Origin of the sequence: Sphingobium sp. D43FB (assembly GCF_002312805.1) — a bacterium.
GTDB lineage: Bacteria > Pseudomonadota > Alphaproteobacteria > Sphingomonadales > Sphingomonadaceae > Sphingobium.
The window spans coordinates 1-23,639 of the sequence record NZ_NMUA01000003.1; the positions used below are offsets into that span (position 1 = coordinate 1).

General features: G+C 64.6%; 21 protein-coding genes and 1 pseudogene. 10 read left to right on the forward strand and 12 right to left on the reverse strand.

Annotated features, from left to right (window positions below; genetic code table 11):
• A pseudogene (locus tag SxD43FB_RS25800) lies at window positions 1–120 on the forward strand (ISAs1 family transposase); the annotation flags it as partial.
• Between the two features lie 145 nt (window positions 121–265).
• Here SxD43FB_RS25800 and gcvA read toward each other — a convergent pair.
• The gene (gcvA, locus tag SxD43FB_RS03510) at window positions 266–1,159 is read right to left on the reverse strand and encodes a transcriptional regulator GcvA (RefSeq protein ID WP_096061018.1); all 894 of its coding nucleotides are present in this window, start codon (window positions 1,157–1,159) and stop codon (window positions 266–268) included.
• 87 nt (window positions 1,160–1,246) lie between these two features.
• Here gcvA and SxD43FB_RS03515 point away from each other — a divergent pair, with 87 nt between their 5' ends.
• Window positions 1,247–2,263, forward strand: coding sequence for a DUF1338 family protein (locus tag SxD43FB_RS03515; RefSeq protein ID WP_096061019.1), 1,017 nt, complete (start codon window positions 1,247–1,249; stop codon window positions 2,261–2,263).
• The gene (astD, locus tag SxD43FB_RS03520; protein WP_096061020.1) at window positions 2,260–3,666 is read left to right on the forward strand and encodes a succinylglutamate-semialdehyde dehydrogenase; all 1,407 of its coding nucleotides are present in this window, start codon (window positions 2,260–2,262) and stop codon (window positions 3,664–3,666) included. Before SxD43FB_RS03515 ends, astD (SxD43FB_RS03520) begins: the two co-directional genes overlap by 4 nt.
• A gap of 25 nt (window positions 3,667–3,691) precedes the next feature.
• Here astD (SxD43FB_RS03520) and SxD43FB_RS03525 read toward each other — a convergent pair whose 3' ends face one another.
• The 5 genes from SxD43FB_RS03525 to SxD43FB_RS03545 form a co-directional block, all read right to left on the reverse strand.
• Window positions 3,692–4,072, reverse strand: a complete 381-nt coding sequence (locus SxD43FB_RS03525) for a VOC family protein (RefSeq protein WP_096061021.1) — start codon at window positions 4,070–4,072, stop codon at window positions 3,692–3,694.
• Window positions 4,073–4,489: 417 nt separating this feature from the next.
• Complete coding sequence (locus SxD43FB_RS03530; RefSeq protein WP_037473334.1) at window positions 4,490–4,702, reverse strand: DUF2093 domain-containing protein; 213 nt, start codon at window positions 4,700–4,702, stop codon at window positions 4,490–4,492.
• Entirely contained in the window at window positions 4,702–6,105 is a 1,404-nt protein-coding gene (locus tag SxD43FB_RS03535) for a nitronate monooxygenase (RefSeq protein ID WP_096061200.1), read from the reverse strand. The genes SxD43FB_RS03530 and SxD43FB_RS03535 overlap by 1 nt, the downstream gene beginning before the upstream one ends.
• Window positions 6,106–6,198: 93 nt before the next feature.
• Window positions 6,199–7,329 (reverse strand): glycosyltransferase, encoded by a 1,131-nt coding sequence (locus SxD43FB_RS03540; protein WP_096061022.1) that lies wholly within the window; start codon window positions 7,327–7,329, stop codon window positions 6,199–6,201.
• Window positions 7,322–8,191 carry an alpha/beta hydrolase gene (locus SxD43FB_RS03545; RefSeq protein ID WP_096061023.1) on the reverse strand — a complete coding sequence of 290 codons (870 nt, stop codon included), beginning with the start codon at window positions 8,189–8,191 and terminating at the stop codon, window positions 7,322–7,324. Before SxD43FB_RS03545 ends, SxD43FB_RS03540 begins: the two co-directional genes overlap by 8 nt.
• A 37-nt stretch (window positions 8,192–8,228) precedes the next feature.
• On the opposite strand from SxD43FB_RS03545, the gene SxD43FB_RS03550 reads away from it, so the two are divergent.
• Entirely contained in the window at window positions 8,229–9,611 is a 1,383-nt protein-coding gene (locus SxD43FB_RS03550) for a YdiU family protein (protein WP_096061024.1), read from the forward strand.
• Between the two features lie 15 nt (window positions 9,612–9,626).
• Here SxD43FB_RS03550 and SxD43FB_RS03555 read toward each other — a convergent pair whose 3' ends face one another.
• Complete coding sequence (locus SxD43FB_RS03555; RefSeq protein WP_096061025.1) at window positions 9,627–9,908, reverse strand: addiction module antidote protein; 282 nt, start codon at window positions 9,906–9,908, stop codon at window positions 9,627–9,629.
• Complete coding sequence (locus SxD43FB_RS03560; RefSeq protein WP_096061026.1) at window positions 9,908–10,201, reverse strand: type II toxin-antitoxin system RelE/ParE family toxin; 294 nt, start codon at window positions 10,199–10,201, stop codon at window positions 9,908–9,910. The genes SxD43FB_RS03555 and SxD43FB_RS03560 overlap by 1 nt, the downstream gene beginning before the upstream one ends.
• A 128-nt stretch (window positions 10,202–10,329) precedes the next feature.
• On the opposite strand from SxD43FB_RS03560, the gene astD (SxD43FB_RS03565) reads away from it, so the two are divergent.
• The 6 genes from astD (SxD43FB_RS03565) (at window position 10,330) to SxD43FB_RS03590 (ending at window position 15,882) form a co-directional block, all read left to right on the forward strand.
• A complete protein-coding gene (gene astD, locus SxD43FB_RS03565; RefSeq protein WP_096061027.1) occupies window positions 10,330–11,763 on the forward strand; it encodes a succinylglutamate-semialdehyde dehydrogenase in 1,434 nt (477 codons plus the stop codon).
• 85 nt (window positions 11,764–11,848) lie between these two features.
• Complete coding sequence (gene cobA / locus SxD43FB_RS03570) at window positions 11,849–12,637, forward strand: uroporphyrinogen-III C-methyltransferase (protein WP_096061201.1); 789 nt, start codon at window positions 11,849–11,851, stop codon at window positions 12,635–12,637.
• A complete protein-coding gene (locus tag SxD43FB_RS03575; RefSeq protein ID WP_096061028.1) occupies window positions 12,634–12,930 on the forward strand; it encodes a DUF2849 domain-containing protein in 297 nt (98 codons plus the stop codon). The genes cobA and SxD43FB_RS03575 overlap by 4 nt, the downstream gene beginning before the upstream one ends.
• 3 nt (window positions 12,931–12,933) lie before the next feature.
• On the forward strand, window positions 12,934–14,565 hold the full coding sequence (locus SxD43FB_RS03580; RefSeq protein WP_096061029.1) for a nitrite/sulfite reductase: 1,632 nt from the start codon (window positions 12,934–12,936) through the stop codon (window positions 14,563–14,565).
• A gap of 98 nt (window positions 14,566–14,663) precedes the next feature.
• Window positions 14,664–15,104 carry a DUF934 domain-containing protein gene (locus SxD43FB_RS03585; protein WP_096061030.1) on the forward strand — a complete coding sequence of 147 codons (441 nt, stop codon included), beginning with the start codon at window positions 14,664–14,666 and terminating at the stop codon, window positions 15,102–15,104.
• Window positions 15,097–15,882: a phosphoadenylyl-sulfate reductase gene (locus SxD43FB_RS03590; RefSeq protein ID WP_096061031.1), complete on the forward strand. Its 786-nt coding sequence runs from the start codon at window positions 15,097–15,099 to the stop codon at window positions 15,880–15,882. The genes SxD43FB_RS03585 and SxD43FB_RS03590 overlap by 8 nt, the downstream gene beginning before the upstream one ends.
• Window positions 15,883–16,068: 186 nt before the next feature.
• Here the strand turns inward: SxD43FB_RS03590 and ligA are convergent, their stop codons facing one another.
• The 4 genes from ligA to SxD43FB_RS03610 form a co-directional block, all read right to left on the reverse strand.
• Window positions 16,069–18,186, reverse strand: a complete 2,118-nt coding sequence (ligA, locus tag SxD43FB_RS03595) for an NAD-dependent DNA ligase LigA (protein WP_096061032.1) — start codon at window positions 18,184–18,186, stop codon at window positions 16,069–16,071.
• A gap of 175 nt (window positions 18,187–18,361) precedes the next feature.
• Window positions 18,362–19,063: a spermidine synthase gene (locus SxD43FB_RS03600; protein ID WP_176482671.1), complete on the reverse strand. Its 702-nt coding sequence runs from the start codon at window positions 19,061–19,063 to the stop codon at window positions 18,362–18,364.
• A 133-nt stretch (window positions 19,064–19,196) separates the two neighbouring features.
• Complete coding sequence (locus SxD43FB_RS03605) at window positions 19,197–19,520, reverse strand: DUF6481 family protein (protein WP_037476861.1); 324 nt, start codon at window positions 19,518–19,520, stop codon at window positions 19,197–19,199.
• Window positions 19,521–19,896: 376 nt separating this feature from the next.
• The gene (locus SxD43FB_RS03610) at window positions 19,897–23,625 is read right to left on the reverse strand and encodes an amino acid adenylation domain-containing protein (RefSeq protein WP_217988772.1); all 3,729 of its coding nucleotides are present in this window, start codon (window positions 23,623–23,625) and stop codon (window positions 19,897–19,899) included.
• Window positions 23,626–23,639 lie beyond the last annotated feature (14 nt).

Sequence of the window (23,639 nt, forward strand, 5' to 3'; positions counted from 1 at the left end):
AGGAAACTTGCGCTCAACATCTTGAGAACCCACCCGGACAAGGGATCAATCAAAGGCAAAATCAAACGGGCGGGCTGGAACGATGCATTCCTTCTCTCAATGCTTGGTCATATGCGATAGCCCTGCCCTTGAGGGGGAGGTTGGGTGGGGGTGTGCTGCCGCCAGTGTTGACGCTCGGCTTCGCCTCGCTCCCCCTCCCCCGACCCCTCCCCGCAGGGGAGGGGAGACAAGTCATCCTCATCGAGCGTTGCTATAACCCTGCGCCCTACCCCGCCTGCGCCAGCATCCACGCCCGAAACTGCGCGACGGCGGGGGTGGCCAGCGCATCGAGTGGATAGGCCAGATAATAGGCCCGTTCGCTCGACAAGGGGCGGGCGAAGGGGATGACGAGCGTGCCCGCTTCCAGTTCCGGCTGGATCAGGAAGCTGGGGATCAGCGCCACACCCGCGCCTGCCGCCGCCGCCTGCGCCAGCATCAGGAAATGTTCGAATGTCGGGCCGGGGTGCAGCGCGGCCGCATCCACCCCCGCCGCGGCGAACCAGCGCGGCCAGGCATCGCGCCGCGAACTTTGGCTGAGCAGCGGCGCGCCCAGCAAGTCGACGGGTGCGCGCAACGGATGCGCCGCCAGCCAGCCCGGCGCACAGACCGGCACGACATCCTCGCGAAACAGGAAATCCATCGCCACGCCCGGCCATTCCTGCGGCAAGCCGAAATGGATCGCGGCGTCGAAATCCTCCTGCGCAAAATCGAACGGCTCCGAGCGCGCCGCGAAATCCACCACCAGTTGCGGATGCCGCGCACTCAGATGCGGCAGGCGCGGCGCGAGCCAGCGCATCCCGAAACTGGGCAACGTCGCGATCCGCAACGCCGATCCCGCCCGCCGCTGCGCCGCCGCGCGGGTCGCGCGCCGGATGCCATCAAGCGCGGGCCCGAGTTGTACGGCATAGGCGCGCCCCGCCTCATTGAGCCGCACCCGCCGCCCGATCCGGTCGAACAGCGGCGCTTGAATCAGGTCTTCCAGCAAGGCGATCTGCCGACTGACCGCGCTCTGGGTCAGGCCGATCTCGTCGCCTGCGCGCGAGAAACTCTCATGCCGCGCCGCCGCCTCGAAACTGGCCAGCGCGGTCATCGGCGGCAGCCATTTGCGCCCCTCACTCATTCCAAAATCGCATCAACTGATGAAGGCTCCCCGTTTGCATCACCCATCCTATCCTGCGATACTGGCTGTGTCACCGGGAGCCTATCCATGTCGAATGAGAATATGCCTGTCATTGCCGCCCTGACCAGAGCCGTGCTGGGCGACGCGGATGGCCAAAAGGCGCTCGACGCGCTGCATATCGCCCCTGCCCTGCTGGCCGAGCGCGGCCCCACCGTGACGCGCGCCGCCTTCGCCATGGCTATGAACGTTTCGCTGTTCGACAATCTGTTGCGGCGCGTGCCAAGCGGCGCGGCCTATGTCGCCGATACGCTGGCGCAGGGCCGCCGGATCAGTTTCGACCATGGCGCGCTCCGCACCATCCGCCTGCCCGAAGGCCCGACAGGCGCGCTGCCTGGCGGCGAGGACGCCTTCACCCGCATCTTCGTGCCGCTCGGCTATCGCATGGCCACCGTCTATCCGCTCGACCGGCTGAAAATGACCGGCCGCGCCTACACCCATGCCGACCATCCCGACGCCATCCCGCAATTCTTCCTGTCCGAACTGCATGTCGACCGCTTCGATGCCGACTTTGCCCACACCGCCGCGCGGGTGTTCGGCACCTCGCGCGATCCGCTCGATGCGCAAGCGCTGGCGGTGCTGGACGATTTTGCGGCGGGCCGGTCCGTGTCCTTCGCCGACGCCGTGGCGGCGCTGCCCACCATCCTCTCGGCTTTCGACCGTCAGCATGACGCGCCCGATTTTGCCGACTATCAATTGCTGCTGTCCCGCTCCAACGAAGCCGCCTGGATTGCGACCGAGGGCAATGCCTTCAACCACGCCACCGACCGGGTCGCCGATGTCGCCGCCTTGGCCGATTGCCTGCGCGCCGCCAATCACCCGATCAAGGACCGGCTCGAAATCTCCGCCACCGGCCGCGTGCGCCAGACCGCCTTGCGCGCCGATAGCGTCGAGCGGAGCTTTGCCGATGGGCAAGTCCGCGCCGTCCCCGGCTCCTTCTTCGAGTTCATCAGCCGCGACATCGACCCGGCGACAGGTCAACTCGACCTCGCCTTCGACACCGGCAACGCCACCGGCATTTTCGCCATGACGCGCGCAGGAGCATGACCGCCATGTTGCAATCCTTCGATCCCGCCTCCCGCGCCCTCGTCTGGGAAGGCCCGGTCGCCGATGCCGCCGCCTGCCATCGCGCGATCGCCACCGCCCGCGCCGCCCTGCCCGCTTGGCGCGCGCTGCCCGTGGAGGATCGCATCGCTGTGGTGCGCCGCTATGCTGGGGTGCTCGCCGAACGGCGCGCTGCGCTGGCGGAACTTATCTCGCGCGAAACCGGCAAGCTGTTGTGGGAAAGCGACGCCGAAGTGGGGTCGATGATCGCCAAGGTCGATGTCTCGATCGCGGCCCATGCCGAGCGCACCGGCGAGCGTGCCGCCGCCATGCCCTTTGGTCGCGCCGTGCTGCGCCATCGCGGCCATGGCGTGATGGCGGTGCTTGGCCCCTATAATTTCCCTGGCCATTTGCCCAACGGCCATATCGTCCCCGCCCTGATCGCGGGCAATGCCATCGTCTTCAAGCCATCGGAAATCACGCCTGCCACCGGCGCGGCGATGGCCGATGCCTGGGCCGCTGCGGGCTTGCCGGACGGCTTGCTGACCGTCGTTCAGGGTGGCCGCGCCACGGGCGAAGCGCTGGTCGCGGGCGACATAGATGGATTGCTCTTTACCGGATCGGCAGGGGCTGGCGCAGCCCTGCGCCGCGCGCTGGTCGATCGGCCCCATGTCATCATGGCGTTGGAACTGGGCGGCAATAATCCGTTGATCGCGTGGGACAGCCCGGAGGCCGCCGCCTCGATCATCGTCAATTCCGCTTTCATCACCACCGGCCAGCGCTGCTCCTGCGCCCGCCGCCTGATCGTGCCCGAAGGGGCGACCGGCGACGCGATCGTCGAGGCGGTCGACGCCATGGCCGCGCGCTTGCCGATCGCCGCCTGGAACGAAGCGGGCGACGCCTTCATGGGACCGCTGGTGTCGGACGCCGCCGCTGCCGGTGCCCATCGCGCCGTCAGCGACCTGCTAGCGCGTGGCGCGCGGGTCATCCGTCCGTTCGGCGGGGTGGAGGGCCGCAGCGCGGCCTTCGTCACGCCCGCCTTGCTCGACGTGACCGGCGTGGATACGCCCGATGCGGAGATTTTCGCGCCGGTCCTGTCGATCGTGCGCGTCCCCGACTTCAACGCCGCCATTGCCGCCGCCAACGCGACCAGCTTCGGCCTGTCGGCGGGGCTGATTGCGCAGGATGACCAGCTATGGCAGCGGATGGTGGAGGAAAGCCGGGCGGGCGTCCTCAACCGCAACCGCCCGACCACGGGCGCGGCGGGCAATATGCCCTTTGGCGGCCTTGGCGCGTCGGGCAATCACCGCCCCAGCGCCTATTATGCCGCTGATTATTGCGCCTATCCCATCGCCAGTTTCGAGGCGGAGGTAGTGCAGGCCGTGCCGGTAACCGGCCTGCCCTGAACCGCCGCTACAACGCCAAGCGCAATCAGCCGATGCGGTGCATACCGCAAAGCTTATTACCGGCGGGATCGCGCAGATAGGCGAGGTATAATTTGCCAAAAGGGCTCTCACGGACGCCCGGCGGATCTTCGCAGGCCGTGCCGCCCGCCGCGACGCCCGCCGCATGCCATGCGTCCGCCTGTTCGGGCGAGGCCATGGTGAAACCGATCGTGCCGCCATTGGCCGAACAGGCCGGGGCACCGTCGATCGGCTTTGTCACCATGAACAATGCGCCGTCATGCATATATACGACACGGCCCTTTGGATCGATCATGCCCGGCTTGGCCTCCAGCACTGCCATCGTCGCATCGTAAAAGGCTTTCGATGCCTCGATATCATTGGCACCGACCATGATGTGGCTGAACATTGCGTCTCCTGTCCTATTTGGCGTATGACGCTATATAGGCGCGCGACACTCTCGATCCGACTTACCCGAAAGGGCAGGCAGACACAGGCGCGCTGCATCGGTAATTAGGCATGACCGATAAAGCGGCGATCCGCCGGGGTCAGAAGATCGTGTTGTAGAGGAACCAGCCCATGATGAGCAGGCTGGACACGATACAGATACGATCACCGAAGACGTCAATACGAGACATCGAAACACATCCTTCCACTAGCCGGGCGCTCTGCGTCGCCTCTGAGGAAAGATTACATCAGTTTTTACCGTATCGGAACAGGAAAGTTGCGGCCAACCGCCCTATCGGCGGGGTGAACCAACATTCCGCCCCTCTTGACGTCATTTGGTAGCGGTCCCATCCGGCCGCACCCGCCAGCTTGCGGAAACCTACCGGAAATCCGGCCCGCGATGTTTCAGGAAAGCGCGAGTCGCTTCCTCCGGGCCGCGATAGGCTTCCTGAAACTCCGCACTCCAATATTTCAGCTCGTCCAGGTCGATCCGCGCGCCCGATACGGCGCAGACCACGAACTGGCCCGGCCGTTCGACGTCGAAATGCGGCGTGTCGTAACGCAGCACGGCCAGGCCCTGAATATCCGCCATCAATCGCCCGTCAGGATACGGTCGACCAGCTGCTTGACGGTCGGCACGAAGCCATTGGAGTAGAAGGGGTCTTGCTTGAACTTATAGGCGCCATGGCCGGCGAAGACGAGATTCTTGTCCAGGTCGCCGCCATGCACCGCTTCCTGCAGCGCCTTTTGAATGCAGAAGCTGCGCGGATCGGCCAGCCGCCCGGTCGAATTGGTCTCGCTGTCCATCCAGGACGAGAAGGAACAATGGCTCAGGCAGCCCATGCAATCGGTCTGATCCTTGCGGATCATCGACTTCTCGCTGTCGCCGACGAACACCAGCGTATTGTCCGGCGTCTTGAGCGCGGCGGTAAAGCCCTGCCCCACCCATTCGCGCGCACGATTGAGGTCGCCCAGCGTCACCCAGAAATTCTTGCCCTTCACGCCCACGTCGAGCTGATGGGTATGGTCGCCCGCCTGCTCGGTGCTGAACGGGATCTGCCGTTCCGACCGCGCTTCCAACTGGCGCAGGAAGGGATTGCGCACCGCCGAGCTGTAGAAGCCGGTTGGCGAAAATTTGTGCAGCAAAATGTCGCCGGGGTTTAGCTGGGTCAGGAGATCCTTCCAATCCTGCGGGATCGGGCTTTCCTGCGTCAGCAGCGGGCGCGTGCCAAACTGGAAAGCGATCGTCCCCAATTCAGGATTGTCGATCCAGTCGTTCCAGTCCTTGAGCGCCCACACGCCGCCCGCCATCACGATCGGCACCTCGTCCGAAATGCCGCCCTCGCGCATCGTATCTCGCAGCGCCTTGACGCGGGGATAAGGGTCTTGCGGCACTTTGGGATCTTCGGCGTTGGACAGGCCGTTATGCCCGCCCGCCAGCCAGGGATCTTCATAGACCACCGCCGCCAGCCATTCCGACGCCTTGGAGTATGACCGCTTCCACAGCGCGCGGAACGCGCGACCGGACGAGACGATCGGCAGATAGCTGACACCATAGGATGCGGCGATTTCGGACAGTTTATAGGGCATGCCCGCGCCGCAGGTCACGCCCGCGACCATCCCCTTGGTCTTTTCCAGCACGCCATGCAGGATGCGCTGCGCCCCGCCCATTTCCCACAGCACGTTGATGTTGATCGCGCCGCGGCCATCGGCAATCTCATAGGCGCGCTTGACCTGTTCGACCGCGCCGTCGATCGCATAAGCGACCAATTCTTCATGGCGGTCGCGGCGGGTGCGGCCGTGATAGATTTGGGGGATGACATTGCCGAAACTGTCATAGCTGTCGGCATTGACGGCGGACACCGTGCCGATGCCACCAGCCGCCGCCCAGGCACCGGAACTCGCATGGTTGGACACCGCAACGCCCTTGCCGCCTTCGACCAGCGGCCAGACTTCGCGGCCACCATAGACGATAGGCTTCAACCCCTTGAACACCAAAATCTCCTGCGACAAAAAGGCCCGGCCGGTCGACCGGGAATATGCGATCCCAACACAGCCCTGACGGCTCTTGACGAATAGGCGCGGCCCTTAAAGCAAAATCCGGGGGCTGGCCAGAGCCTCTCCATATAATGCAGCATAGGCGGCAACCATTGTTTTTTCGGCATAGTCGCGGGTTGCGCGGTCGCGATTGGCCGCCCCCAGGGTAGCCCGCAGATCCGCATCCGCCGCCAGCGCGCCCAGCGCATCGGCCAGCCCGACTTCGTCGGCCACGACATAAGGCTGGTTCGCGGTCGCGACCATATTGGCGACATCGCCCACATCCATCGACGCAACCGGCACGCCCGCCGCCATCGCCTCCACCAGCGAGATCGGAAATTGCTCACTGTCCGACGACAAAGCGAAAATGTCGAACAAGCCGACGAAGCGCCAGGGCCGGTCCATGAAGCCCGCCATATGGATGTCGCCCATCCCCTGCCGCGCCGCTTCCGCCAGGATAGCGTCATGTTCCGGGCCTTCGCCCACCACCACCAGTTGCAACCGGTCCTTGTGCGCGGCGACGGCGCGCACCAGCCGGGGGATATTCTTGACCGGTCGCAGCCCCGCCAGCGTCCCCACCAGCAATTTGCCCGGCGACCGGCGCAGACCGGGAATCGCATCCGGCGCAGGCGGTGGCGCATAGCGCGCGACATCGATGCCGTTGCGGATCAGATGCACTTTATGCGCGGGCTGTTTCCAGACCGTGCGCGCGAGCGTCTCCAACCGCACCGAAGGCACCACCATCCCATGCGACCGCTGCAGCGCGAGGCGGCGAAACAGGTTGCGCTTGGTCTTGAGCCGCACGGCTTCGTCGGCGTTGAAGCCGTCTTCGTGGTGGATCAGCGGCGGCAGGCCCGCCGACGCCCCGGCTAGCCGATGCGCCATCACCGCATCCATCGACCCCCAATTATAGGTGAGGATCAGATCGAACCGCTTGAGGAAAGCGGTGATGACCCTGTAGCGCGCCAGCCCCGGCTTACCCGCAAAGGACGGCCCATCGGGGAAATCGACCGCAACACCGGGGTCGATCGCCGCCCGCGCGCCCACCGCGTCGGGATCGGCGCTGACGATACTGTGCCGCGCCTTGTCACCCCAGATGTTCATGAGCTGGACGGCGCGCGCCTCCTTGCCGCCCAGATTGAAACTGCCATGGACGTGCAGGATGTGAGGTCGATCAGCCATGCAGCACCCGCGCCAGCAGCCGGTCGATCGCGGCGACGCTCTCCGGCTCGTCCAGCACCGGCGCATGGCCGACGCCCGGCACGGTCACCAGTTCCGCCCCCGGCCCGATCTCCGCCGCCATCCGCTGCGCCGTCGCCGCGCCCAGCAGGTCCGACCGTTCGCCGCGCAGCAGCAGTGTCGGCATACCGGAAAAAGCCTTCATCACCGGCCACATATCGACCCCCGCCTCGGTGCCCATGGCGCGGATCGGTTCGGCGACCTTCATGTCATAATCCAGCACGATCCGCCCGCCGCTATTGAGGCGATAGAGCCGCTTGGCCATCGCCAGCCAGGCTTGCAGGTCATAGCCGGGATAGACATCACCATTGGCATCCGCCAGCGCGCGCGCGGCATGGACCCAGGTCGGATGCGACTGGTTGACGCCAACATAGGTGCGGATGCGCGCCAGCCCCTCTTCCTCCAGCGCTGGCCCGACATCGTTGAGCAGCGCGCCCGCCAGCCATTCGCGATGGGTCGCGGCCATCAACATGGTGATGATGCCGCCCAGCGACGTGCCGACCGCCACGAACCGGGTGATGGCGAGGTCCGCGAGCAAGCGGCTGATATCCTGCATATAGGTCAGCGGCACATAGGTCATCGCATCCTTGGCATAGGCGCTTTCGGCGCGCCCGCGCATGTCGGGACAGATGAGCCGCCATTCGCCTGCCAGCCGCGCGGCAAGCGGCTCGAAATCGCGCGCATTGCGGGTCAGCCCCGGCAGGCAGAGCAAGGGCGGCCGTCCATCGCCACCCCCGGCATAATCGCGATAATGGAGCCGCAGGCCGTCGGGGGACCACCAATATCCGTCGTTATACACGCTCAAACTTGATCCTTCCGCCTTGCCACCCCCATATCACCTTATGAGCCAGACGCCGCAACCCGCCAAATTTCGCCCCGCGCGCCAAATCGACACGCTGATGCCCGACATCGCCGATCCCGTAGGGGCAGCGGACTTTCCCCAGACCATCCTGCGCTATCGCAACGACAGGGCCGCCGCATCGGTGGGCCTCGATGGCCTGACCGACGACCAATGGATCGCCCATTTCGGCCGTTTCGAACCCCTCGATGGGTCGCTGCCCCGTCCGCTGGCGCTGCGCTATCACGGCCACCAGTTCCGCCATTATAATCCCGACATCGGCGACGGCCGCGGCTTCCTGTTCGCCCAACTGCGCGACGAGGCCGACCGGCTGATGGACCTCGGCACCAAAGGCACCGGGCGGACGCCCCATAGTCGGTCGGGCGACGGGCGGTTGACGCTCAAGGGTGGCGTGCGCGAGATATTGGCGACCGAAATGCTCGAAGCGCTGGGCGTCCCCACCTCGCGCACCTTCTCCATCATCGAAACCGGCGAAGCGCTGGAGCGCAACGACGAACCCTCGCCCACGCGCGGCGCAGCGATGGTGCGTCTGTCCCACTCGCATATCCGCATCGGCACGTTCCAGCGCGCCGCCTTCCACGAAGACCAACAACTGCTCACCCGCCTGACCGACTATGCGCTTACGCATCTGTATGGCGAAACGCCCGGCGACAATCCCCCTGCGCAGCTGCTGGGCCGCGTGGTCGAACGCACCGCCGATCTCGCCGCCAGCTATATGATCGCAGGCTTCGTCCATGGCGTCCTCAACAGCGACAATATCAACGTCACCGGCGAAAGTTTCGACTATGGCCCCTGGCGCTTCACCCCCTTGTGGGACGCAGGCTTCACCGCCGCCTATTTCGACCATCAGGGCTTGTACGCTTTTGGCCGCCAGGCCGAAGCGATCCATTGGGACGTTGCCCAACTCGCCGTCTCGCTCCGCGCGCTGGTCGAGGCCGAACCGCTGATCGCACAGCTCGAACGCTTTCCCGCCCTCTACGGCCAGGCCATGGCACGCCGCTTCTGCTGGCGGCTGGGCGTCATCCCCGGCGAAGACAGCGACGCCATGATCCAATCCGCCGTCCGCGCCATGATCACCACCGCCACCCCCATCGACCGCTTCTTCCACGACTGGCGCGGCGGCACCGCACGGATCGGCACCGATTATAGCGACGCCGCCTGGGGCGAATTCCGCGCCGCCATCAGCGGCTTCGGTGCGGTGCCCGGCGCAAAGGACCATGTTTATTGGGCCGACCCACAACCCTGCTCCATGCATATCGAAGAAGTCGAAGCGATCTGGGCGGCGATCGCCGAGAATGACGACTGGACACCGCTCCGCGTGAAGGTCGCCGCCATCCGCCGCATGGGCGAGGCGCATGGCAGGTAGCCGGTGAGGCGTCGATTACGCCGCGATGGCCAATCGGACGCCCAGCGCCTTGGTCACCTTGAGCAGCGTGTCCAGCGTTGGATTACCCTGTTCTCCGAGCGCCTTATACAGTGCTTCACGAGTCAGCCCGGTTTCACGCGCCAGTGCGGTCATGCCCCGCGCGCGGGCAATGGTGCCCAGCGCCGTGCGTATGTCCTCCGCCGTGCCGTCCTCCAGAGAGGCATCGAGATAGGCGGCGATATCCGCTGGCGTCTTGAGATAGTCAGCGGCATCCCAGATTTGGGTCTCGATCGCCATCACTCAATCTCCTTTGCCATCGCTTTGGCCCGTTCAATATCATTCGGCTGCGAGGATTTATCGCCACCACATAGCAGAATTACCAATGTGTCGCCTCGCTGCACGAAATAGATACGATAGCCCGGCCCAAAAAAGAGCCGCATCTCCATCACACCCTCGCCAACCGGGGCTATGTCGCCGAGATTGCCTTGCTGGGCACGCTCAAGCCTTTTGATGATGCGGGCTTTTCCGGCAATGTCGCGCATACCGTTCAGCCAGATGTCGAAAAATGCCGTGCGACGAATTTCAATCACTCTGCATCCTTACAGCGAAAAGCATGGATTGTCAACTTTAGATTACAATCAGCCTTCCGCCCGACATTGTCCGGATCGCTGTCCGCAGCCCTTCCTTCCTTAACCTTTATGCCCCATATCAGCGTCCTATGACCACGCCGCTCACGTCCTATGAACCCGCCACCGGCGTCCTGCTTTGGCAGGGTGAGGCGGGCGACGTGGAGGCGGAGGTCGCGCGTGCCCGTGCCGCCTGGCCGCGCTGGGCGGCGCAGCCCATCGCGGTGCGCATCGAAACGCTGCGCCGCTTCGTCAATGTCGTGCGCCGGAACGAGGATGCGCTGGCGGACCTCATCGCGCGCGAAACCGGCAAGCCGTTATGGGACGCCCATGCCGAAGTCGCCGCCGTGATGGCCAAGGTCGATATCTCGGTCGCCGCCTATTCGGAGCGAACCGGCCAGAAGCGGCTGGAAGCGGCCTTGGGTGCGCGCCAGTCGGTCCGGCACAAGCCGCATGGCGTAATGGCGGTGCTTGGCCCCTATAACCTCCCCGCGCACCTACCCAATGGCCATATCATCCCCGCGCTGCTGGCGGGCAATGCGGTCGTCGTCAAGCCGTCCGAAAAGACCCCGGCGGTCGGCGAGATGCTGGTCAAACTCTATCATGAGGCAGGCGTCCCGTTCGACGTCCTGCGCCTGCTGCTCGGCGGCGCGGACACGGGCAAGGCGCTCGCCGCCCATCCCGATGTCGGCGGCATCCTGTTCACCGGGTCGGCCCAGACCGGCATCGCGATCAACCGCCAGTTCGCGGCCCAGCCATCCAAGATCCTGGCGCTGGAAATGGGCGGCAACAACCCCATCGTCGTCTGGGACACGCCCGAAATCAATGCCGCCGCCGTGCTCGTCGTCCAGTCCGCCTTCCTGAGCAGCGGCCAGCGCTGCACCGCCGCCAGCCGCCTGATCGTCAAGGACAACATCGCGGAAAGGTTCATAGCGGAGGTCAAGAAACTGGCCGACCGGCTGATCGTCGATCACCCCCATGCCAACCCGACGCCCTATATGGGGCCAGTCATCGACAATGCGACCGCCGACGGACTGACCGAAAGTTTCCTCTGGCTGATGAGCAATGGCGGCAAGCCGATCAAACATATGGTCCGCCCCAAAAAGGGGCTGCCCTTCCTCAGCCCCGCGATCATCGACGTGACCGCTATGGCCGAACCGCCCGATGTCGAACTGTTCGGCCCGCTGCTCCAGGTCGTCCGCGTCGCCGAGTTCAGCGATGCGATCGCGCAGGCCAATAGCAGCCGCTATGGACTGTCCGCTTCGCTGATCGGCGGATCGCCCGATCACTATAATCAATTCTGGGCCAATGTCCGCGCAGGCGTCATCAACTGGAACCGCCCGACCAACGGCGCCTCCTCCGCCGCCCCGTTCGGCGGTGTCGGCATTTCGGGCAACCACCGGCCCACGGCCTATTATGCGGCAGATTATTGCGCCTATCCGGTCGTGTCGGCGGAAATAGAAACCCCCCGCGCCGCGATCGGCGTGGGCCTCAAGGACATTGACATCAGCGCGATGGGCGACTGAGCGGTGCCCCCGCCAAAACATTTCCTACCCCCGCCCATATGCATTCTGAATTGAACTCCCCCCGCGCTTTGGCCACATGGCAAGCATGGCTGACACTTCACCTGCTACCGTCCACCTGGTGGGCGCGGGTCCGGGCGACCCGGAACTGCTGACGATCAAGGCCGTGCGCCTGATCCGCGACGCGCGGTTGATCGTGCATGACGGGCTGGTGTCGGACGAGATTCTCGCGCTCGCCTCCCCCGATGCCGAACTCATCTCCGTCGCCAAGCAGCGCAGCCGCCATTCGATGCCGCAGGACGCGATCAACGCGCTGCTCGTGCGCTGCGCGCTGGCGGGCGAAGCGGTGGTGCGCTTGAAAGGCGGCGATCCCTTCATCTTCGGCCGTGGTGGCGAGGAAGTCGATGCCTGCCGCGCAGCGGGCGTGCCGGTCGAAGTCGTGCCCGGCATCAGCGCCGCCATCGGTGCCGCCGCGCAGGCGCAATTGCCGCTGACCCACCGCGATGCGTCGAGCGCCGTGACCTTCGTCGCGGGCCAGTGCAAGGGATTGACCGATCAGGACTGGTCGGGCCTAGCGGGCAAGGGCCGCACGCTCGTCATCTATATGGGCGTGGCGACCGCCGCGCAGATTGCCGACAAACTGATCGCCGATGGCGTATCGCCGGGCCTCCCGGTCGCGGTGCTGGAAAATGGCACCCGCGCCGACATGCGCACGCTGCGCACCCTGCTCGCCGACTTGGGCGATATGGTGGAGCGCGAAGCCGTGATCAGCCCCGCGCTGATCGTGGTCGGCGATGTGGCGAGCCATGCGCTGGCGCGAGACGTGCTGGTCGGCTGGGCACAAAGACAGAGTAATGGGGCGGAGATGCGTTCGTGAAGATTTTGACGGGTAATGATCTGGCGTCGGGCGACGTCATCTGGTGGGCGGGCGACGGCTGGTCGCGCCAGGTGGGCGATGCCGCCGATGTCGGCGCGCAGGGCGACGATCTCGCCCGCGCCGAGGAAGCGGCGCTGCGCGTCGTGGGCGCTTATGTCATCGATGCGACCATCACCGAGGATGGCGTGCGCCCCGCCCATATCAAGGACCGCATCCGCGCGCTGGGGCCGACCGTGCGCCCCGACCTGACCCTGAAACCGAACGATGCCGATGCCGGCAACTGGGTGATCTGAACCATGTATCGTTATGACAGCTATGACCAGTCGATCGTCGATGCCCGTGTCGAGGAATTTCGCGACCAGACAGAGCGCCGCCTTGCTGGCGCGCTGACCGAGGATCAGTTCAAGCCACTTCGGCTGATGAACGGCCTCTATCTCCAACTCCACGCCTATATGCTGCGCGTCGCCATCCCCTATGGCACATTGTCGGGCACGCAAATGCGCAAGCTGGGCGAGATTGCGGGCAAATATGACAAGGGCTATGCCCATTTCACCACCCGCCAGAACCTGCAATATAATTGGATCAAGCTGGCCGACGCGCCCGACATCCTCGCTGAACTGGCGACGGTCGAAATGCACGCCATCCAGACTTCGGGCAATTGCATCCGCAACATCAGTTCCGACCAATATGCCGGCGTCAGCGCGGACGAGGTGGCGGACCCCCGCCCCTGGGCCGAATTGCTGCGCCAATGGTCGAGCTTCCACCCCGAATTCACCTATCTGCCGCGCAAGTTCAAGATTGCGGTGATCGCGTCCGACGATGATCGCGCGGCGATGCGCCTGCATGACATCGGCCTCAAACTGGTGGAACGTGACGGTGTCGTCGGGGCGGAAGTCTATGCCGGTGGTGGCATGGGCCGCACCCCGATGGTCGCGCCCCTGATCCGCGACTTCGTGGCCGAGGACGAGATCATCTCCTATCTCGAAGCCTGCCTGCGCGTTTACAATCGCCATGGTCGCCGCGACAATAAGTATAAGGCCCGGATCAAGATCCTGGTCCATGAGATCGGCGTCGAAGACTATAAGCGCCAGGTCGAGGAAGAGTTCGCCCATATGCGGACGCTTGGCCTCAACCCACCGGTCGAGGAACTGGCCCGCATTCGCGCCTTCTTCGCGCCGCCCGCTTATGAGGCCGGTCTGTCCGACACGATCGACCGCAGCGACCGAGCGTTCGCGCTCTGGCTCGACCGGCAGGTCGCGGCGCATAAGGTGCCCGGCTATGCCATCGTCAACATCAGCCTCAAGCCGATCGACGGCATCCCCGGCGACGCATCGGCCGAGCAGATGGCGCTGGTGGCGGACCTGGCCGAGACCTATTCCTTCGACGAACTGCGCGTCACCCATGCGCAGAACCTCGTCCTGCCGCATGTGAAGAAGGCGGACCTTTACGCCATCTGGCAGAAGCTGGCGGCGGCGGGGCTGGCCGAAGCCAATCTCGACCTCATCACCGACATCATCGCCTGCCCAGGCCTCGACTATTGCGCGCTGGCCAATGCCCGCTCCATCCCGCTGGCACAGAAGATCGCGACGCGCTTCGCCGATGCGGAGCGGCAGGCGGACCTTGGCGAATTGAAGCTCAAGATTTCGGGCTGCATCAACGCCTGTGGTCATCATCATGCCGGGCATATCGGTATCTTGGGCGTGGACCGGCGCGGCGTCGAGAATTTCCAGTTGCTGCTTGGCGGCTCCGGTGCGGAAGATGCCTCGCTCGGCCAGATCACTGGCCCCGGTTTCTCCGAAGATGGCGTGGTCGATGCGATCGAGAAGGTCACTGACATCTATCTGGCGGAACGCACCGATGGCGAACGCTTCCTCGACACCTATCGTCGCATCGGCATGACGCCCTTCAAGGAGGCGATTTATGGTTGATCATAAGCAACAGCCGTTCGTGTCGAGCGCAGTCGAGACACGGCTAGGGCGCGCTTCTCGTTTCTCGACTGCGCTCGAAACGAACGGAGGTTTTCGTCATGGTTGAATTTCTCTCCTTCCGCGATGGCGAATCCACGCAGGAACCCGCCGTGACGGTCGAAGCCTTCACCGGCCAGTCCAACGCCACCGCCGTCCGCATCGAACCGGGCGAAGACGCGCGCGAATTGCTGCCGCATCTCGATCGCATCTCGCTGGTCGAAGTGAATTTTCCCGGCTTTGGCGACGGGCGCGGCTATTCGGCGGCGCGCATCCTGCGCGAGGCGGGCTATGCGGGCGAATTGCGCGCTGTGGGCGACGTGCTGGTGGACCAGATCGTCGCCATGCGCCGCTGCGGCTTCGACAGCTTCCACCCGGCCAAGGCGCTTGACGATGCCGCCGTCGATCGCGCGCTTACCCGCTACGCAGACGTCTATCAAAAGACGATCGATGGCCGCGCGCCCATTTGGGCCAAGCGGCACCCGGAGACACAGAATGGCTGAAGCCGCCCGCACGCTTGACATCATCGACACCCGCCCCGCCTTTGTTCAGGCGGACGCGGACGCACTCAACGCGCGGTTCGAGGGTGTGGGCACGCTGGACATGCTCAAGGCCGTCTTTGCCGAAGGGCTGGCCGGGAATGTCGCGGTCGTCTCCTCCTTCGGCACAGAAAGCGCCGTGCTGCTCCATCTGGTGGCGCAGGCGGACCCGACCGTGCCGGTGATCTTCGTCGACACGCTCAAGATGTTCGCCGAAACCCTGACCTATCGCGACACGCTGATGGACGCCTTTGGCTTCACCGACAGCCGTACCGTGACGCCGATCGCCGAGGTGATCGCCAAGAAGGACGAGACCGGCCTGCGCTGGTCCTATGATCCCGACGGCTGCTGCGAAATCCGCAAGGTCGAACCGTTGAAGCGCGCCAAGGATGGCCTCGACGCCTGGATTTCCGGGCGCAAGGCGTTCCAGTCGGTCACCCGCCAGAACCTGCCCCGGTTCGAGGTCGAGGACGGGCGGCTCAAGATCAACCCGCTGGGCGACTGGACCAAGGATGATCTGGAGGCCTATTTCGCCGACCACGCCCTGCCCCGCCACCCGCTGGAGGCGCAAGGCTATCTGTCGATCGGCTGCGAACCCTGCACATCGAAAGTGCTGCCCGGCGAAGACCCGCGCGCAGGCCGCTGGCGCGGCTGGGACAAGGTCGAATGCGGCATCCACTCGCCCGTCACCCCCGTCCCCGTGATCGACCCGGAAGACCCAGCCAACATGCCGGTATTCTGAGCTTTTGGTTCACGCGGAGACGCGATGACGCGGAGAAGGGGGGAGAAAGGCACCTGCCATCCCCATCCCGGCCAAAGGCCGAACAAAAAATCTCCGCGTCTCCGCGCCTCCGCGTGAACAATAGCGAACCCAGAAGACCGCTCACCCGTTCGCCCACCATATCAGCACCCGCCGGAAGATGGCGGCTTAACCCGCCGCCCTCACGATCTCCGCCCAGGCCTCCTCGCTGATCACCTCGATCCCCAGCGCGCTTGCCTGCTTGAGCTTGCTCCCCGCCCCCGGCCCCGCGACCACCAGGTCCGTCTTTGCACTGACCGATCCCGCCGCCTTGGCCCCCAGCCGCTCCGCCTGCGCCTTGGCCTCATCGCGGCTCATCGTCTCCAGCTTGCCGGTGAACACGATCGTCTTGCCCGTCACCGCGCTGGCAGTGGTTTCCACCACATAAGGCGGCGGCGATACTTCGCTCAACAGATCCTCCCACGCCGTCACATTATGCGGCTCATGGAAGAAATCGGCGAGCGCATGGCCCACCGCCGCGCCGACATTCTCCACCCCGATATGTTCGGCAATCGCCTTGTCGCGCTTGGCCTGGGTCTCGCCCTCCGGTGCCGCCGCGCGCAGCGCCATGATCTCGTGCGCCAGCGCGCGCACCCCTTCCAGCGTCGTGTAACGCTTCAGCAAATCGCGCGCCGTCACCGCCCCGACATGGCGGATGCCAAGCCCGAACAGCAGCCGCGCGGCATCGGGCGCGCGCTTCGCCTCGATCGCGGCGAGCAGATTATCGACCGATTTTTCCTTCCACCCCTCGCGCCCGACCAGGTCGGCGCGATGGCGTTTCAGGCGGAAAATGTCAGCCGGTTCGGTGATCCAACCCAGGTCCAGAAACTCCTGGATCGACTTCTCGCCCAGCCCTTCGATATCCAGCGCCACGCGACTGACGAAATGGCGCAACCGCTCGAACCGCTGCGCCGGGCAGATCAGCCCGCCGGTGCAGCGATAATCGACCTCGCCCTCCTCGCGCACCGCCTCGCTTTGGCAGATCGGACATTGGGCCAGGAAGACATAGGGCGCGCGCGCCTCGTCCCGGCTCAGATTCTCGACGACTTGCGGGATGACGTCACCCGCCCGCTGCACCACGACCCGATCGCCCGGCCGCACGCCCAGCCGCGCAATCTCGTCGGCATTGTGTAGCGTCACATTGGACACCACCACCCCGCCGACCGTCACCGGGGTCAGCCGCCCCACCGGCGTCAGCTTGCCGGTGCGCCCGACCTGAATGTCGATCGCCTCCAGCGTCGTCTGCGCCCGTTCGGCCGGAAATTTATGCGCGATCGCCCAGCGCGGCGCTTTCGCCACAAAGCCCAGCCGCGCCTGCCAGTCGAGCCGGTCGACCTTATACACCACCCCATCGATATCGAACGGCAAGTCCGCCCGCGCCCGCTCGATACCGCGATAATGCGCCAGCAGCGCGTCGAGCGTCTCGACCCGCACGAGCATGTCGGACACCGGTAGACCCCAGGCCGCAATCGCCTGCATCACGCCAAGCTGCGTGTCGGCGGGCAAATCGCTATGCGCGCCCCAGCCATGGGCGAGGAACCGCAACGGGCGGCTGGCGGTCACGCTCGCATCCTTCTGCCGCAGCGATCCGGCGGCGGCATTGCGCGGATTGGCAAACTGCCGCGCCTTCTCCGGCTCGTCCGCCTCAGCCATCAGCCGGGCGTTGAGCGCGGTAAAATCCGCCTTGGCCATATAGACCTCACCCCGCACCTCGAACAGGTCGGGCACGGCTTCGCCCGTCAGGCGATCGGGAATATCAGCGATGGTGCGGACATTGGCGGTCACATCCTCGCCCGTCGCCCCGTCCCCCCGCGTCGCGGCCAGCACCAATTCGCCCTTCTCGTAGCGCAGCGAGCAGGACAGGCCGTCAATCTTCGGCTCGGCCGTCAACGCCACCGGCGCATCCTCCGCCAACGCCAGAAAGCGCCGAACCCGCGCGATAAATTCGCTGATATCCGCATCGGCAAAGCCATTGTCGAGGCTCATCATCCGCTGCGCATGCGCGACTTTCTTGAGCGCCGACGTCGGCGCTGCCCCGACCTGCGCATTGGGCGAATCGGCCCGCACCAGATGCGGAAACGCCGCTTCAAGCGCGTTATTCTCTGCAATCAGCGCATCATAGGCCGCATCCGTAATCTCCGGCGCGTCGTCGTCATGATAAAGCCGATTATGCTTCGCCACCTCGCGCGCCAGGCGCATCAAACGGTTGGCAGCATCGGCGTCGGAAAGGGTAGCAGGATCGATCATGAAGATGCTTTAACTGTTGTCGTACTCCGGCGAAAGCCGGAGTCCAGGGTCGAACGTCCTGCGGTGCATCCTAGGCTCCCGCTTTTGCGGGAGCACCCTATTTCATGTATTTTTCGTATCAGCATGTTCGATTGATGCCGTCAACGACGGCGCGCTATGGTCGTGTAGCCCTCAGCTACGCCACCTTCCTCGCAAACCAGATATGATGGCTATCGTCCATGCTACCGGCATAAGCGGGCACCCGCACCGCCTCGACGGCAAAGCCCGCCCGTTCAAGCCTCCGGTCAAAACCCCGCGCCGGATAGGCCGACCAGATCGCCAGCACGCCCCCGGATCGCAGCGCGCCATAAGCGGAGCGCAGCCCCCAATTGCAATACAACCGCTCATTTTCGGCCTGGATCAACCCGTCAGGGCCATTATCGACATCCAGCAGGATCGCGTCGAACCGGTCGCTGGCCGCCGCGATCACATCATGCACGTCGGCGACGTCGATCGTGACGCGCGGGTCGGACAGACGATCGGCAAAGACATGCGCCAATGGTCCCCTGGCCCACTCCACGATCTTGGGTACCAGTTCCGCCACGACTATGGCTGCATGCGGCGACCAGGCATCCAGCGCCGCGCCCAGCGTAAAGCCCATGCCTAGCCCCCCGATCAGCACTTGCCCATCATTATCGGCCAGCCGCTCGCACGTCAGCCGTGCGAGCGCCTCTTCCGACACATGGTCGCAACTGCCCATCAATTCTTCCGACCCGAACTGGATCGAAAAATCAGCGCCGCTTTTCAGCAGCCGCAACTGTCCGCCGCCGGGAATCTCGGCGATATCGATGACTTCGATCGGATGGGAAAAGTCCGCCGCATAAGGAGCGGCATGCAAAGGCAGGACGGGGTCAGCGCGATAGATCGGCGCATGGGCACTGTGCAACTGGTCCAGAAATCATCCTTCAAATGCGGCCGCCAACGGCGCAGGGCGGGCAGCGATGTAGCCGACAGCCGCCCTGCGCCTTATCTTATTTGCGGGCCTTGCGCGCCGCATAGCGGGCATCGCGCGCCGCCTTGCGTTCAGCTTCCGTCATGGCTGGCGGCGGCAGCGCAGCCTCGGCCGCCGCCTCGCGCTCGGCCTTGCGCGCGGCTTCCGCTTCTTCTCTCTCGCGCAGCTTGGCTTCACGCCGTTCGCGCGCAGCCGCTTCCTTGGCCAGGCGATTCGCCAGCTTTTCGGCCTGCTCGGCTTCATCCACCGGCGGCTTGGCCTTCAGCTTTTCCAGCGCCTTCGTCTTGGCATCCTTGGCCGCGGCGACCCTGTCCTGAAAACCGGGTTCTCTATATCCTCGCATAAATTCGTCTTAATCCTGTCAATGTCGCGATGCGGTAGCGCATCTGGATAAGATCCAGCATGCTTTGTGCGGCCTGCCACCCCATACCTATTCGCCTAAATCCCACACGAGAACGATATTTGCGCGCTTTCATGGGATATCCCGGCTATCAAAGCCAAGGACCGACGCCGTCTCCAGCAATAGACGCTGTACTCGCGCCCTACGGACGCCGGTGTCGCATTGCAAGAAGAATGACGGCGGCCTCCCATTGCAGGACAAGCATGGCAGCCCTCCGCCCGGCTATAAATGCGAGGCCAACGTTCATGACTAGGCTGGCCCACTATACCGGATGTCCGCCCCCATCTACCTATGCATATTGATCCGCACCAGCGCGGGACTATGCGGCCAAGACGGCCTCGAACCCTTGCGCTATATGTCGGCTAATAATGTCCGCCAGGGCGTCGACATTGCCGGGCGCGAAATATGTGCCATGGGCGCCAGGCAGGATGTCGACGCGGTGGCCGCCCGGATAGGCCGCCCGAAATATCTGTTCGGGTGCATCGATCTGACCATAGGGGTTGAGATAGCTGCCCGCCCCGAAAAGGAGCAATGTGCGACCGGGATAATGAGGGAAACGCCCCTGTTCCATCAAGATGGTCAGCGCGACGGTGCGGCCCCGCCGCATCAACGCCAGCCCCGCTTCGCGCATGACAAGGCCGCCCTGGCAATTTCCGCCCAGGAACAGGGGCCCTTCCGGCGCTATGGCCATGATCTCATCGGCATAAAGCTTTCCAAGCCCTGTAAGATTGTCGGCGCTATATTCGACGGCAAGATGGCCGGAGCGCATTCCGAACACAGCGGCCGCATCGCTTAGGCTGGCACTCAGTTGCGCCAATTCCTTGCCGGTCTGAAAACACCAGAATAGCCGCGGCAGGGAGTTGTCTCCGTTCAGACTGCGTGTCAGCCCAACCTTCCCGAAGGGCCGCCCCGGCCAGGATGCGAGATGCGACGAGATCTTGGCAGTCAGCCTTTCCCGTATGCCCTGCGGGGACGGCGCATGCGGCAGGTTGCGCCGCGAATCCACCATCAGCGCCAGGACTTCGACCGTATCGAAACCCGCCTCGAAACCTGCATCAATCGTGATGCCGAACGCGTCTTCGATGGAAAATAAAAGGTTCGCCATCGCCATGGAATCCATGCCGGCATCGAGCAGGCTGTCGCGCGTCCCCGCTATGAAACCGGCACCCGCCAGCTCGTCGATGATCGCCATCACCCGCTCCTCCGTCGCGGTGCCGGTGGTTCGCGCGGTCGACGCCCGCGTCAGTTGCGGCGGCAGGGGCAGCGTGTCGCGATCCCGCTTTCCATTGGCGTTGCGGGGAATATGGGGAACCGGCAGGAAAACGGACGGCACCATATAAGCGGGCAATAGTTTTTCCAGACGGGCGCGCAGGTCCACGGGGTCCAGCGGGGGGGCGTCTGGCATCAGGACGATATGGGCGATCAGGCGATCGGGTGAAGGCGGGTTGGTGGACAAAGAGGCAACCGCATCCATGACGTTGGGCAGGCTGCATAATGCGGCCTCGATCTCCCCCGCTTCGATGCGGTAGCCCTGAAATTTGAACTGGCTGTCCAGGCGACCCAGATAGATGAAGGCGCCGTCCGGCCCTGTTTTCGCCCGATCTCCGGTCCGGTAAATCCGCACGCTGCCTTCCCCTTGGAAATATACCAACGGGAATTGCTGCGCCGTAAGCCCAGGCAGATGCCGATATCCTTTAGCAAGGCCCGAACCGAACAGACATAATTCGCCCTCCTCGCCGGGTCGGACGGGCTGCAAATGGTCGTCCAGCAGGCAGGCACCCATATTATCGATCGGTCGACCGATGGTGACCGGCTGACCCGGTCGGCAGATCGCGAACAGCGCCTCCACCGTCGCTTCTGTCGGGCCATAGGCATTGATGAAGTGCCGGCCTCCGCCCCAACGATCCACCAGCGACGGATGACAGGCTTCTCCGGCCACGATGACATGCGTCAGGTCGGGATAATCGCCGGTGGGAATGACGCTCAACGCCGACGGCGTCAGCGACAGATGGGTCAGGCGTGCCTGCAGGATGAAGCGGCCGACCGGGGGCCCGGATATAGCCTGCATGTCCGTAGGGTAGACCAGGCAGGCGCCAGCAGCCAGTGCCATGGCCATGTCGCCGACCGACACGTCGAAGCCGAAACCGTTGACCTGGGATATGCGAGACGCGCGATCGATGCCGAAATGGCGGGGCGCTGCGGTCGCGTAATTGGCAAGGGCACCGCAGGAAATCTCAACCGCCTTGGGGCGTCCGGTCGTGCCGGATGTGAAGATCATATAGGCAGGGGCGTCCGGCGATCGGTCATCTATCCGCAGGGCGCGGTCTGGCCGGTCTCCCCGGTCAGGCAGGTTGCCGCAATTGACAAAAACCAGCCCCCTGTCCGGCAGCGCCGGGCTTGACGCATTGACGACGATCACCTGCGCTCCGGCATTTGCCAGCATATAGTCGTGCCGCTCGGCAGGCAGGGCCGGATCGAGCGGCAGGAAAACCCCGCCGATCTGGAGGATCGCGAGGAAGGCCGTAACCCGGTCGACCGTCCGCCCCAGGCAGACGCCGACGCAATCGCCGACCTTCACCCCGGCAGCGGTCAGCGCTTCGCTCAAATCATCGGTCCGGATGATCAGGTCGGCATAGGTCAGGCAGCGATGCCCCATCTCGACGGCGGCTGCGGTCGGATGCGTGGCAGCGTGGCCCGCCACTATGGTCAAGAGATCGGGCGGAGGCGGCCTTTTGTCGCCATAGACGAGTACGGGCTGGTCAACGCTTTCGTCCGCATCGGCAAGGGCGTGGGCCAGCCTCTGGGCCAAGCCTTCACCGGTGCGTCCCGCCATGACGACCAGGCTATCGTCACGGCGCAAATCGCTCTTTAAGCGCAGCACGAGGTCGGCGAATGCCGAAACATGCTGGCAGGTCACGCCGATGGCAAGGCAGGCATCGGCCAGCGCCGCATTGCCATCCATCCCGTGCGCGGCCTCGCCAAGAGCCGCCACAGGCAGGATGAAGTTCGCGTCGGCCATCGACAGCGCCTGGGCAAAGGCCGGTGCCATGCGGCGCACCCGGCTGTGCAGTTGCGGCTCGAATATCGTGATCAACCGTCCCGTCGCCGCTTCGCGAAGGGCAGCGAGGGATGCGGTGATTTCCGCCGGATGATGGGCAAAATCGTCGAAGATGCGAGGCGAGGAGAGCGTCGATATGGGTTGCAACCGCCGCCCTATCCCCTCGAAATTGGTCAAGGCCAGGGCGCAGGTCGCAAAATCTGCGCCCAGTTCAAGCGCCATACCCAGCGCCGCCATGGCATTGAGGAGATTATGACGCCCCGGAACAGAAAGGCCGATATCGCCCAAACATTGCCCGTGCAGAAACAGGGTAGCGCCACCGTGCGGGTGACGCTCGGCGCGCAGGAGATTTTCTGTGCCGAAACCATATGTCAAAACGGAACAGGTCGCTTCGCGCAGCACCGCCCTGACGCCGGGGTCGTCGCCGCAGGCCACGACCTGTCCAGTCGATGGCACGCGCGACAAAAGGCTTGCGAAGGCCGCCTGCAAGCCGCCCGTCCCGCCATAATGATCGGCATGGTCGTCATCGACGCTCGTCAGGATCGCATGGGAAGGTTGCCACTGCGCCAATGCGCCATGCGCTTCACAGGCTTCGGTAAGGAATGGCGTAGCGGGCGGACCCAACCGGGCCGGGAGGCGGCCTGCCGTTGAAAAGGACGCGCCCAGCATATAGCCAAAATCGCCACCCAATGCGGTATCGAGAATATGAACCAGCATCGCCGTGGTCGTCGATTTGCCGTGACTGCCCGCGACACAGATGGCGGCGCGATCGGCTATCAGTTCGCTCAGTGCTTGCGCGCGTGTCTGGACCGGCACGCCTTCGCGGCGCGCGGTTCGTCGTTCGATATGCGTTTCGGCGATGGCGGGGCTCGCCACGACATGATCCGCATGCCGCACATGCGCCGGATCGGCATTGGAAAAGACCGACACCCCCTGTTCGCGCAGCAGGCTGAGGCGTACGGGGTCGCAGGCATCGTCGCTGCCGGTCACGCTATGACCGCCTG